Genomic DNA, 11,916 nt, shown 5'->3' with positions numbered 1-11,916 from the left:
CGAGCAACTAACGGAGTAGTACTAAGGGAAGTTCGATCTCTGCCTGCGTTGGTATCATGGGGCCGAGGGATTGGCTTCGACGACGTTCGAACCTCCGAGTGCCCGGTTGCATCCAAGCGGGCCAATTCTACGCGGTTCGAGACCGACAAGCCAGAATCCGCCACGATCCTCCCCGATCTCAGGATGAGCCTGCGAGACGCCTCTCCTCTCTTGTAGAGACGAGTCGAACGATCGTCCCGCAGAAAAGAGCCAAGAGCAAAGCGATCAGGCAGTGCCCGATCCGGCGGAACGGCTCCAGCGTCGGCACCGTCCAGATGATGGTCGCCGTGTTCTCCCCGTCCTCGTCGAATACGAGCCGGACGTCAATCGCCTCGGGATGGATCTCCGCAAACGCGGAGTAGGATTCGCCGAACGCGGATCGCGGGATGAGCGTGCGGGCAACCTGCGGGACGCGGATCGCGGGGTGCATTCGGCCCAGCACCTTTGACGTGGGGAGATTCGGCTCGACCCACTGTTCGCTGGCGGTCGCCAGATTGACCCCGCCGGCGAGGATGAAGCCGAGCGAGAGGCGACGCGTGAGGCCACGGGTCGTCAGCGAGCCTACGACGCCCAAGGCGAGGACGACCAAGTCGCCCACGAATCCTTTGCATGTCGGTGCCCAGCGACGCCGACTCCGCCCCCGATGAGGTCGACGGCTCAGCGGCCCCGCTTCGGCCAGCAGTGACAGGGGTCGCGGCGTCGGCGAAGACGGTGGCCTCCAGGTCATCATCCAGTCCGGGAGGGTCGTCGGCTGGAACATCGCTCCCTCATGCTCCCGCCGATCGAGCGTACACAGCCGGACAAGCTGGTTCTCAATGCAGCCGCCTTGCGGGACAATGAGGATGAACGCCGCCGACCTGGACGATGCGGAGAGACGGCCATGGCGATCGATCTCGGCTTCACACCGCAACAGAACTTGGCCTTGCGACTCCTGCTTGGCAAGCCCCTGACCCATCCTGACGTCACGGTGCTCGGCAGTATCTGGAACGAGGTGGCGAACGCAGGCGAAGTCGGGGAGCTTCGGGAGCACCGGGATTATGAGACCGCCAAGAGATTCTTCAATAATCATCGAAAACGGTTCTGGAAGGCAGTGCGTCGGGATGCGTTCGCCAAATCCCTCATCGCCGCTTGCGGTGCGGTCTTCCGTGACGAGGAGGGCGGCGAGGGAGCGAACGATACCGCCCCGATCATCAGGTTGGCCTCCGGCTACAAGACCCTCCAAGGCAAGGACATGATCTTCCTGGACATCGACCACGAGGCCGAGAAGCGATCCCAGCCCGAGCTTGCCCTGGAGCCGACGAACTTGCGGATCATCTTCTCCCGCGAGAATCGGGTTGTCCTGAGGCTCCTGCATCAGCTTGACCCCTTCCAAAGCCCCGAGCTCTGGAGGTCGAGTGGCCCGGGCGATTGAAGTGGGTTCAGCCGAGAATGTGGACGCCGAGGGGAGAGCCCAGTGTTGGGGGGCACGATCAGCGGGCCACGGCTAAATCGCCCGGCAGAGCCGGGCGTGCGGAGCAGGGGGCGGCTCGATCGGCCGAACACCCGCTCCCCGGCTCACTCGTAAAGCACGCCGGGTTCCGGCCGGTAAGACGATCGGCCGTCCGAATTCCCGACCTCGTAGTCGGCCAAAGACGGTTGCGAAGCGTTGGGGTCGCCCCCGCGACGGATGTCGCGGCCTATCCCCCGAGCGACTCCTGACCCCCAGGCTCGGCGAGCTTCCGGTCGGACGGCTCGGCCTCCTTCGTCGGCCGGAGATCACCGCCCGCCTCCGGCGGGAACTCGTAATTGAGGATGGCCTCGACGAGCAGCGTCTCGAAGGGCGGCAGGTTGCCCTCGGTCATGCCCGCGTGCTGCTTCAGCGTGGCCAGAAGCTCCTCTTTGCCCCGCTGGGTGGTCAGCATCTCCCGCAACTCAGCCTCTCGCTGCTGGCGATCCATGATGGGCCTCCGGGAGTTGTGGTCGCGTGATCGCAGGGCCTCTCCTCGGGTCGAGACGACCCGCAAGATCGGGACCGGCCCATTGATGTGGAACTGACATTGCGTCGTCAAACGCCGGCCCCGGCACGGTCACGCTCGCTTACAACCAGGACTGCGGCCGATCGGGCCATCGCCGCCCCCCTGCTCCGCCGCCGGCTCGGTCGAGCCGCCTCATCCCCTACGGGATACGCGAGCGGCGGCAAGAAGCCTGTTGCCCGCATAGCAATCGGCATCTTGCTTGCAGGCCGAACGTTGAGGGTTCCGTCGCACGCTCACGACACCCTTGAGGATATCAGGACATGGCGGCCAACCCGATCAGCGACCTGATGTACGACTGGCTGACGGTCCTCCAGTCGAAAGCCGAGGGGCTCAACGCCTACGAGAAGTACATCCAGGACGCCCAGAAGGAGAACTCGCAGGAGTGCGTCGAGATGCTCCGGCGGCTGCACGAGCAGGATGCCAAGCAGGTCGAGCAGATACGCGACCACCTGGTGCAGATGCTGTCCAAGCAGCAGGGCAAGTCGAGCCGCCCCGCGGCGGCCGGGAGCATGCGGCAATCTGAAGGAGGGGGATAGTCATCATGGCCGACACCACCCGAACGGTCTCGGGCTTCGCCTGGCTCATCTCCCCGTTGGGGGCCGTTCACGCCGGGCCGGCCGAGGAACCACTCGCCCCGGAGGAGGTGGTCGACGCGGGGCAGCCGGGCGATGACCTGCTGGTGATGCATCGGCTCACCGAGCGGGATCGCGGCATCCCGAACCGCCCCGAGGGGTCGGCGTTTCTGGTCATCACCGGGACGACCTCGCCACCGATCGTCCGCGAGGGCTGGCGGGTCTTGCCCGCCGACTTCTCCTCGGAGTTCGCCGTCGAAGGGGATGCGATCCGGCTGCGGCGGGGCCTGGGTGCGATCAGCGTTGCGGCCCCCGGGACCGCCCTGGAGGGCCAGAAGGTCTTGGAGTGCGAGTTCGACGTGAGGGATTGAGTCGATGCCGTTCGGATGTCGTGCCACTGCCAGTCCGGCCCCGCAGGTCGATTGCACACAGAGGAACATCCCATGCTGGAGATCATCCTGCTGGTCGTCCTGGTCGTCGTCCTGCTGGGTGCGATCCCGACCTGGCCGCACAGCCGGAACTGGGGCTACTACCCGAGTGGGATCGTCGGGACGCTGCTGATCGTCCTCCTCGTCGTCGTGCTCCTGCGGTACCTCTGACTCCGCTCACGGCATCTCTCCGAACGCGAGCGGACGACGAATCTCCGGCCGCAATACCGCCGGCGTTGCCGCCGGCGGACGGAGCAGGGGCGAGGGGTCAATCACCCTGCCGGGTTCGATGCGGTCGGACGAGACGGCGACATTCCTTCGAGGATTTCCACATTTCTTGATTGATTTGGATCGACCCGGAGGATATCATCCAATTGTCGGCCAGGACGCACGTCGCCAAGGCAGCTTGAGCGGGAGGGTACCATGCCGGAAACCGTTGTTCATTTCCAGATCAGGATGCCCCCATACCTGCACGAAGAACTTGCCAGCCGGGCGAAGGAGCAGAAGGCGTCCCTGAACGCCATGGTCGTCGAGATACTCCGCGAGGCGGTGGAGTGGCATAGTTCGAGCGACGGGCAATCGGACGGCAAGGCCCGGATGTGATGGTCCTGCACGCGGATCGGCGATGGGGCAGGACGCCGGTGTAGGCCCCGGACGGCCTGACGGTGACGCATTCCCCCAACCGGCTGAGACGAGTATGGTCCGCAAGTCTCGGCCCCGTGCGACTCGTCGATTCGGGTTGATGGGATGGGACGCCCGGGACGACGTGATCTTCCACGGCGTTTCGGAGGACCACTCAAGCTCAGGCGGCTCACCATGGGCGACGACACTCGCGGCCGGAAGGGGGTCGATCCGGCCCCGTCGGGGAGTTCTGCCGGCTTGCTCGGCGTCGCGGTCATTTGCATCCCTGTCGGATTTCTGGCGTTCGGATTTACCTCTTCACCCCGGACAGCTACGGAATCCTCTCCCTGCCGATTGTCCTCGTGGGCCTGATCGGCAGTCCCAATTCCCTCCGTCGCAGACGGCCGCGTCAGCGGGACGACCTTGATGCCCCCGACGCCACGTTGCCGGACCGCCCCATGAAGGTAGATGAGGTGTGAAACCGCATGAGCATCCTTGCAGCCGACCAATTGATCGGCCGTTGGAGCCCCCTGGATGCCCCCAGGACGGCCCGCGACGAGCACGGCTGCGGATTTTGCCGTCCACGCAGTACGGTATCTACAGGGCCAGCAGTGGCTCCTGCGGGTGACGTGCCGGATTGAGACGGACGATGGCCAAGATCGGGGAGTTCGCCCGCACACGAAAACGCTCGCGTCCACGCTCCGCCGGACGCGGAGCGTCGGAGCAGGGGCGGGGGAGTCCGTCCATCGCCATCCCTCCAGCGAAGTCCGCCCGGATCGCCAGCGAGTTCCCGAGTCCGTCGACTCGCCGCCACCCGGCAATCTGGCATCAAGGCCACCGGTGATCGGACTCATCGGACTCGATCCGGCTCCGGCGGCTGATCCGAATCTCCCGGCATGCACCGGCCCGCACGCTATGCTTGTCGGTCCAGGGATCGCATCCGGATCGGAGTCACCCCATGCTCTTGGCCGTGCGAGCCACCGCCACCTACGAACTGCAAGACGAGTCGTTCGCCTTCCTCATGGTCGAGCCGCCTCTGAGCGGGGCGAGACATCGGGTCGTCGAGGAGCGGCTCACGACCACCCCGACGCGATCCTGCGAACTGCGGCGTGACCTCTACGGCAACCCCCAGAGGCACCTCATCGCCCCGAAGGGGCGGTTCTCCTTCGAGTTCTCGGCCACCGTCGAGGCCGACCCGAACGCCGAACTCCCCGAACACGCCGCCGAACTTCCGCCCCACGAACTCCCGGCCGAGGCGTTGGTCTACACGCTGCCGTCCCGGTACTGCGAATCGGACCTGCTCGGCCGCATGGCCCAGACCGAGTTCGGCCGCCTCCCGCCGGGCGGAGGCCGGGTCCGGGCTGTCGCCGAGTGGGTGAGGGGGCACGTCGAGTATCGTTACGGGACTTCCGGCCCGACCACCTCGGCCCGCGACACGGCGATCCAGCGGGTGGGCGTCTGCCGCGACTTCGCCCACCTGGTCATCGCCTTCTGCCGGGCGTTGGACATCCCGGCCCGTTACGTCTCGGGGTATGCCTTGGGCCTCGAACCGCCCGATTTCCACGGCTTCGTCCAGGTCTACCTGGGCGAGGCGTGGCACAACATCGACGCGACGACGGGTTGCCTTCGCCCGGCGTTGGTCCCGATCGCCGTCGGCCGCGACGCCGCCGACGCGGCGATGATGACGCTCTGGACGCCGCACGAGGTGGTCGAGCAGGCGGTCGAGGTCCGCCGGGTCGCCGAATGACGCGGCCCGCCCGACAGGTCGGCCGGGCCGCCTCAGGGAGGCCGACTCCCATCCTCAAGCTTGACGCATCCGGAGAAGTCCTCCCACGTCCATCCCGATGGGGAATGCAGCTTCGGACCGTCGAGTCATGGACGCCCGGCAGAGCCGGGCGTGCGAGTCAGGGGCGACTCGATCGCCGTTCGCCCTCTCTCCCGGTCGATGGGCACTCTCCTCTGACGGTACGGGCGATCCCCGTTTAGCGTCGATGATGCCCGGCTACCAGATGGACGGATGCCGACCTGCCCGCTCGTGTCCGGCCGCGTCACCGACTGCCTTCCAGCCGATCTCCGCCCAGGCGGCGGCCTCGGTCGGGCCCTCGCCCCGGAGCTTCTCAGCATCCCGCTCGGCGAAGGCGACGAACCAGGGCGACCCGTCCTGGGCCATCATCCGGGCGTCGGCGGTGGTCCAGCCGAGCAGGTGAAGCCCGGCACGCAGTGCCGGGATATCGATCGGGTGCCCTTCGTGCATGATCCCCCCGGGATTGATCCGGGGGAGTTTGCTTACACGTTCCGTGCCACTACCAGCGGGGCGGGCGGCCTTGGAGGGCGTCTTCGCACCCCATCAAGACGTACCGCGATGCCACGTCGTCGAGGGCGACGCACGCCCGCTCGACGATCCGCCGTCCCTTCCGGTTCTCGCTGAGGGGGCCACCCTGGTCGATCCGTCGCCGCATCGTCCGATAGGCGACGATGTACGCGATGCGGCCACGCGGCTCCGGCTCGTCGTCCATCTCTCCCCCGCTCCGTCGGTCGTCGGGGGAGGGCGACAATCACCTTCCCGTCCGGCGACCCGGCGACGTGACCCCGTTGGTGTCCGTAATTTCGATCGACTTCACTTCAACCGGTGTCGTCCCCTGCTCCGCTCCGGCGGGACGGGCGAGGCACGCCTCACCAGGGGTAATGTCGCGGTGGGAATGGAGGGAAGTACCCCCCGTGGGACTGCCCGTCGCAGCCGCGATGCCGGCCGTGCTCACGGCCGCAGCGGTCGCAGGCGACCACCGTCGTGATGATCGTCGTCTGAGACGAGTAATGGGACGGTCCCCGGCCGTGATGACCATGACCCGGGCCACGGCCGTGCTGGCCGAAAGCGGGGCCGGGGCCATACGCCCCGGGTGCACAGCCCGAACGGCCATATCCCGGTCCGAAGGCGGGGCCATACCCTTCGAATCCGGGGCCATACCTACCGCCGCCGTACCCGGGGCCTCCCCCGTGGCCGAGCCCCGGCCCGTACTCGCCACCTTTGCTGATCCCGAGGTTGAAATTGAAGCTGGTGCCCGGCCCGAAGGCTTGGGCCTCCGCCCTCCCGGCACCGAGGAGCACCCCGCCGATCCCCACCACGCCGGCCACGATCAGGTTCCGCATCGTCCTTCCCTCGCGTCTCGTGCGTCGCCAGGTCACGGAGAGCCCGATCGGCTCGCCATCCCTGTCGGCCGGGGAGTATCGCAGGAGGGGTGCCGCGTCGGCATGACCCAATCACGAGACTCGGCGGCCAGACGCCGGACACACTGCGAGCAAACGAGTTACGGCAGCCCCGCCGGTGTCGCGGCCACGAACATCGACGAATTTCCCTGTCGCACCGGGTGAGAAGCCTGGCCCGTGAGGGGGAATGCTCGCGACGGCGGTTCAGACCTCCCCGGGTCGCTCCCGCTCGCTACGAGCGGCGAAGGCTCGGGCGACCATGCCGCCGAGCAGGGCCAGGATCGAGGCGGTCACCGAGTGCCCGACATCCTGGAACGGCTCGGAGGAATAGCCCCAGAGCCCCTGGATCGTCGTACTCTCCGACCCGAGCGGCATGACGGTCCGACCGTCGGGGCTGACCGAGAGGAGGGGCTTCCCTTTCCCGCTATCCCAGATGCGGACCGCCCCTCCGGGGTCCGGGTTCAGTGCCGGGTAGAGACCATCGAGCAGCCTCGTGGTGAGCAGCCGTGGGCGGAGGCTCTCCTCGGCTCCGGGGCCGAGGGCCAGGATCATGTAGCCCCATCCGAAGGCGGCGATGCCCGCGAGGTATGCCCGGCTCTTCCCCCGCCGAAAGGCCGCCCCCAGGGAGGCGACGCCGAGGGCGAGGAGCGTCCCCGTGACGATGAGGCTGGCGACGGGTTCGTCCGCATGGCGGAGTGCCGCGAACGCGACGCCGGAGGCGGCGACGAGTGCGAGCAGCCCGGCGATCGTGAAGCGGGGTCGCATGGGGGAGCCCCCCCGAGGGGATTGGGAGATGACGAATCGATGCTATCCCGGGCTCCGTCCGGGGATCAACGAAGAACTTCGTCTCGGCATGCGATTTGGATGTCCGGGCTCCTCGCCCCCATGGGGCCATCGCCCGGCCGGTTCAAGGAGCCTGCATGCTGGAGATCATCCTGCTGGTCGTCCTGGTCGTCGTCCTGCTGGGTGCGATCCCGACCTGGCCGCACAGCCGGAACTGGGGCTACTACCCGAGTGGGATCGTCGGGACGCTGCTGATCGTCCTCCTCGTCGTCGTGCTCCTGCGGTACCTCTGACGCTCGCTCGGGCGTCGGATGGATCGCAACGCCCCTGGCGTCGCGGCGGAGCAGGGGCGACCCGCTCGGATCGTCTGACTCACACGACGACGCGTCCACCTCCGGTGCCGAGCCAACGATCCTCCGTCGGGCGAGTCCACCTGAGTGACTCGACCTGGGACACACGCGGGCGAGCGAGCCACGGCGGGTCATCGGCCCGGGAAGGCCACGACACCGCCCGGCGGCCTCAGCCCGGCTTTCCCATCAGCGACACCAGCGTCTCCGGGTCCACCGGCTTGGTCAGGTGCAGGTCGAAGCCCGCCTCCGCCGAGCGACGGCGGTCCTCCTCCTGCCCGTAGCCGGTCACGGCGATGATCCGCGTCCCCTCCAGGGCCGCCTCCCGCCGAAGTCTCCTGGCGACTTCGTAGCCGTCGAGTGTCGGTAGCCCGATGTCCAGCAGGATGACCTCCGGGTGCTCGCTGCGGGCCGCGTCGATCCCCTCCGGGCCGTCGTAGGCCACGGCGACCTGGTAGCCCAGCCGCCGCAGCAGCAAAGACAGCCCCCGGACCAAGTCCTTGTTGTCGTCCACGATCAGTACCCGCGGCGGGCGTCGCTTGGCCGGTTCGGCCGGGGTGCTTCGCCGATCCGGGATCGCCTGCGGCTCGGCGGCCGGGAGCGAGACGACGAACTCGCTGCCGCGGCCGGGGCCGTCGCTGCGGGCGGTTATGGTCCCGCCGTGGAGTTCCACCAGGCTGCGGGCGATGGCCAGGCCGACGCCCAGGCCACCTTCGGTCCTCGCCGACGAGCGTTCCCCCTGCACGAAGGGCTCGAAGACCCGCGGCAGCAACTCGGCCGGGATGCCGACCCCGGTGTCGCGGACGCGGAGGACGACCCGGTCACCGGCGTGCTCGGCCGAGAGGCGGATATGGCCGCCGGGCTCGGTGAAGCGGGCGGCGTTGGAGAGCAGGTTATCGACCACCTGGAGCAGCCGCACCGGGTCGGCCTCCAGCGGCAGGAGGTCCGGCATGAGGCCGATCTCCAGGCGGATGCCCCGCTCGTCGAGCAGGGGCCGGATCGCCTCGACGACGTGCCCGATGACCGTGAGGGCGTCCAACGGCTCGGTGCGGAGCCGGACCGCCCCCCGCGTCAGACGGGCCACGTCGAGCAGGTCGTCCACCAGGCGGGTCATGTGCCGGACCTGTCGCTCGATCACCTCGCCGGCCCACCCGTGCTCGCTGGCCGCCGCGGGGTCGCGGATGAGCACGACGGCCGAGCCGATCGCGGCCAGCGGGTTGCGGAGTTCGTGCGAGAGCATGGCGATGAACTCGTCCTTGCGGCGGTTGGCCTCGACCAGTTCCCGCTCGTGCCGCCGCCGCTCGGTATCATCCTGGAAGATGAGCACGACGCCTGTTATCTGCCCCCGAGCGTCGCGGATCGGTGCGGCCCCGTCGTGGATCGGCCGCTCGGTGCCGTCGGCGGCGACCAGGGCGGTGTGGTTGGCCAGGCCGACGACGACGCCCTCGCGGAGCACGCGGGCCACCGGGGCCTCGGCCGGCTGCCGCGTCTCCTCGTTGATGATGCGGAAGACCTCCTCCAGCGGCCGGCCGGAGGCCTCCGACGCCGTCTGGCCGCAGAGCGACTCGGCGACCGGGTTCATGAGCGTCACCCGGCCGCGGTCGTCGCAGACGATCACCCCGTCGCCGATGCTGGCCAAGGTCACCTGCCATCGCTCGGCCTGCTCGCGGAGCGACGCCTCGGACCGCTCGCGGGCGGCCAGGTGTCGCCGCAGGGCGACGTAGAGCAGCGTCACCAGCGTCAGGGCGGCGGCCGTGGCGACGGCGAGGGCGACGATGGCCCGGCCCAGGCTCGCCCGGGCTTCCGCAGACCGACGGGTGAGGAGCCGCCGCTCGTGCTCCTCCATCTCCGCGACGACGAGGCGGATGTCGTCCATCAGGGACTTGCCACGACCGGCCCGGACGACCTCGGCGGCGGGCTCGAAGCCCTCCTCCCGGCGGAGCCGAACGGTGCGGTCCAGCACGGCGAGCCGTTGGCCCAGGAGGGATTCGAGGGCTGCCAGCCGTTCCCCCTGCCCGGGGTTGCCGAGGCTAGCCCGGAGGACGCGGAGGTGCCCGTCGATCGCCGCGACGCCCGCCCGGTAGGGCTCCAGGTAGGGCTCCTCGCCGGTGAGGATGTAGCCCCGCTGGCCCGTCTCGGCGTCCTTGGCCGACGAGAGGGTCTCATTAAGTTGCCTCAGCGTCTCGACGCCTTGCACGACACGGCGGTTGTTCGCGGCGATCTGCCGGAGATTGGCGACGGCGACGGCGGCATTCAGGGCGAGGACGCCCGCCGTGGCGGCGAAGCCGAGAGCGAGGATGGTTCGCGTGTCCTTCATCCAGGTTTCGCCTCGTCAACGTTCGTGGACATGGCCCTCTTTAGCCTAAAATGGCGTCGAAGTCTACGTCCTCACCCTGGCAGCGGCAAGGTCAACCACACCGCATTGGAACCCCCTCCAGGATGGGAATGTAGCCGGGATCAGAGCGAAACTGAGGGGCAATGCGGTGCCACATGTTTGGCACTCCACGCCGCCGTCCGGCGTCGTGGGCGGAGTAGAGGCCAAGGCACATCGTCCCGGCACGACGCTGCTCCCGGTCCATCGGCCCCGAGCCCCTTTCGATCCCGCTGCTCCCGAAGACGCTCGTCGCCCGCTCACGCGATTATCGATCTCTCAGCCCGTGCCCGGTGTTCCACCTGGGCGGGTAGAACGCGAACGTCGCCAGCACCACCAACCCGAACAGTGTGTAGGCCGCGATGAACACCCACGGCGGGAGGTCGGAGAAGATCACCCGGTGGACCCAATGCTCGATGAAGTCGGTCTCATAGACCCACTCGTTCCACGCCAGGCGACGGAGCGTCTTCTCCAGGGTCGTCAGCGGGCAGACGACGCCGAGCCACGCCTGGAGGACGACGATGCCGATCATCGCCAGGTGGACGATCCGGAACCAGAAGTTGCGTGCCAAAGGCTTTCCCATCGCCAGGCCGGTCACGATCGCCACCAGCCCGAAGACGACGAAGGCGACGTAGGAGGCGTGGGTCAGGGCCACGGCGTCCGCCGCGACGCGGTACCAGGACATGGCTCCCTCCCATCTGGGGCGTCCACGACACCGGCGTGAGGTTCGGACGCCCGCACACACGAGCGAGCGTGCAATCGCCGCCCCTGCTCCGTGGCGGCTCTTCTGAGCCGCTTCTCCTCTCCGGGGACGAGCCCGTCCGCGGCCTTACCAAGGACTCCAGGGCGAGCGACTCACTCCCTCCCGAGCAAGAGGTCGAGCACCCAGCACCCCCGAACGTGCCCGGACTCCGGCCGGCAATGGCCGGGGATCGCGGCATCGGTGCAGGTCAGCCACTCGGCCTCGGTGATGGTCTCCGCCCTCATCAGCCCCGCCGCCATGCTACCCGCATCGGGCGGCGATGCGGCCCGGTAGGCATTCACCCCTCGGGGCGACGACCCCTCGGGCGGCGGGCTTCTCCGCAGTGGGAGGTCACGGCCGTCATGGATCGCCCGGATATCCCGGGACGGTCATGCCGTGTCGGCATGCCCGCTGTTCCGGAGACCAGGACGGCCGAGGTGTCCGGCGGGCCCCATCCCCGACCATTTTCCGTTGCAACGACCCGAACCGATGGATACGATCCAGACGCTTGTTCGAGATATGCCGGGGCGAATATGATTAATTGGGGAGGCAACACGATGCCCGAATCCGTGGTCCACTTCGTGGTCCGGATGCCGTCGGCCTTGCATGAGAAGCTGTCCAGCCGGGCGATGGAGGAGAAGGCATCCCTGAATGCCATGATCGTCGCAATTCTCCGCAAGATAATGGAGCGGCCGAAGCCAAACGGCCAATCATCGACGCCTAACGACACGCCCACCGCCGGGGTCGGCGGGGCGGCGGAGCAGGGACAGATGGCGAGGTAGTGACTCTTCACC

16 protein-coding genes are annotated in these 11,916 nt (G+C 68.2%); 8 read left to right on the top strand and 8 right to left on the bottom strand.

The annotated features are described in order from the left end of the window. Positions 1-178: 178 nt before the first annotated feature. Positions 179-628: a hypothetical protein gene (locus ElP_RS15805; RefSeq protein ID WP_145270872.1), complete on the bottom strand. Its 450-nt coding sequence runs from the start codon at positions 626-628 to the stop codon at positions 179-181. 180 nt (positions 629-808) lie between these two features. On the opposite strand from ElP_RS15805, the gene ElP_RS15800 reads away from it, so the two are divergent. Further along, positions 809-1,450, top strand: coding sequence for a hypothetical protein (locus tag ElP_RS15800; protein ID WP_197447022.1), 642 nt, complete (start codon positions 809-811; stop codon positions 1,448-1,450). 265 nt (positions 1,451-1,715) lie between these two features. Here ElP_RS15800 and ElP_RS15795 read toward each other — a convergent pair whose 3' ends face one another. Then, positions 1,716-1,976 carry a hypothetical protein gene (locus tag ElP_RS15795; RefSeq protein WP_145270868.1) on the bottom strand — a complete coding sequence of 87 codons (261 nt, stop codon included), beginning with the start codon at positions 1,974-1,976 and terminating at the stop codon, positions 1,716-1,718. A gap of 338 nt (positions 1,977-2,314) precedes the next feature. Here ElP_RS15795 and ElP_RS15790 point away from each other — a divergent pair, with 338 nt between their 5' ends. From ElP_RS15790 to ElP_RS15770, 5 genes are all read left to right on the top strand, one after another. Continuing rightward, positions 2,315-2,590 (top strand): hypothetical protein, encoded by a 276-nt coding sequence (locus ElP_RS15790; protein ID WP_145270866.1) that lies wholly within the window; start codon positions 2,315-2,317, stop codon positions 2,588-2,590. Positions 2,591-2,595: 5 nt separating this feature from the next. Then, positions 2,596-2,997: a hypothetical protein gene (locus tag ElP_RS15785; protein ID WP_145270864.1), complete on the top strand. Its 402-nt coding sequence runs from the start codon at positions 2,596-2,598 to the stop codon at positions 2,995-2,997. Positions 2,998-3,069: 72 nt separating this feature from the next. Beyond that, a complete protein-coding gene (locus ElP_RS15780) occupies positions 3,070-3,225 on the top strand; it encodes a DUF3309 family protein (protein ID WP_145270853.1) in 156 nt (51 codons plus the stop codon). Positions 3,226-3,477: 252 nt separating this feature from the next. Continuing rightward, positions 3,478-3,657: a toxin-antitoxin system HicB family antitoxin gene (locus tag ElP_RS15775; RefSeq protein WP_145270862.1), complete on the top strand. Its 180-nt coding sequence runs from the start codon at positions 3,478-3,480 to the stop codon at positions 3,655-3,657. 976 nt (positions 3,658-4,633) lie between these two features. Then, positions 4,634-5,422 (top strand): transglutaminase-like domain-containing protein, encoded by a 789-nt coding sequence (locus ElP_RS15770; protein ID WP_145270861.1) that lies wholly within the window; start codon positions 4,634-4,636, stop codon positions 5,420-5,422. Between the two features lie 255 nt (positions 5,423-5,677). Here ElP_RS15770 and ElP_RS15765 read toward each other — a convergent pair whose 3' ends face one another. The 3 genes from ElP_RS15765 to ElP_RS15750 form a co-directional block, all read right to left on the bottom strand. Next, positions 5,678-5,929 carry a hypothetical protein gene (locus tag ElP_RS15765; protein ID WP_145270859.1) on the bottom strand — a complete coding sequence of 84 codons (252 nt, stop codon included), beginning with the start codon at positions 5,927-5,929 and terminating at the stop codon, positions 5,678-5,680. Between the two features lie 49 nt (positions 5,930-5,978). Beyond that, a complete protein-coding gene (locus ElP_RS15760; RefSeq protein ID WP_145270857.1) occupies positions 5,979-6,191 on the bottom strand; it encodes a hypothetical protein in 213 nt (70 codons plus the stop codon). An 892-nt stretch (positions 6,192-7,083) separates the two neighbouring features. Then, positions 7,084-7,644: a hypothetical protein gene (locus ElP_RS15750; protein WP_145270855.1), complete on the bottom strand. Its 561-nt coding sequence runs from the start codon at positions 7,642-7,644 to the stop codon at positions 7,084-7,086. Between the two features lie 155 nt (positions 7,645-7,799). Here ElP_RS15750 and ElP_RS15745 point away from each other — a divergent pair, with 155 nt between their 5' ends. Then, on the top strand, positions 7,800-7,955 hold the full coding sequence (locus tag ElP_RS15745; protein ID WP_145270853.1) for a DUF3309 family protein: 156 nt from the start codon (positions 7,800-7,802) through the stop codon (positions 7,953-7,955). A gap of 226 nt (positions 7,956-8,181) precedes the next feature. Here ElP_RS15745 and ElP_RS15740 read toward each other — a convergent pair whose 3' ends face one another. The 3 genes from ElP_RS15740 to ElP_RS38135 form a co-directional block, all read right to left on the bottom strand. Next, positions 8,182-10,326 carry a hybrid sensor histidine kinase/response regulator gene (locus tag ElP_RS15740; protein ID WP_145270851.1) on the bottom strand — a complete coding sequence of 715 codons (2,145 nt, stop codon included), beginning with the start codon at positions 10,324-10,326 and terminating at the stop codon, positions 8,182-8,184. A 322-nt stretch (positions 10,327-10,648) separates the two neighbouring features. After that, on the bottom strand, positions 10,649-11,065 hold the full coding sequence (locus tag ElP_RS15735; protein ID WP_145270849.1) for a DUF2784 domain-containing protein: 417 nt from the start codon (positions 11,063-11,065) through the stop codon (positions 10,649-10,651). A gap of 170 nt (positions 11,066-11,235) precedes the next feature. Beyond that, positions 11,236-11,382: a hypothetical protein gene (locus tag ElP_RS38135; protein WP_197447021.1), complete on the bottom strand. Its 147-nt coding sequence runs from the start codon at positions 11,380-11,382 to the stop codon at positions 11,236-11,238. A gap of 297 nt (positions 11,383-11,679) precedes the next feature. Between ElP_RS38135 and ElP_RS15730 the strand changes: the two genes are divergently transcribed. Next, positions 11,680-11,904, top strand: coding sequence for an Arc family DNA-binding protein (locus ElP_RS15730; RefSeq protein WP_145270847.1), 225 nt, complete (start codon positions 11,680-11,682; stop codon positions 11,902-11,904). Positions 11,905-11,916 lie beyond the last annotated feature (12 nt).

Origin of the sequence: Tautonia plasticadhaerens, assembly GCF_007752535.1 — a bacterium.
Taxonomy (GTDB): Bacteria; Planctomycetota; Planctomycetia; order Isosphaerales; family Isosphaeraceae; genus Tautonia; species Tautonia plasticadhaerens.
The sequence above is the reverse complement of the archived record's forward strand: the minus strand, read 5'-3'. Positions and strand labels throughout refer to the sequence as shown.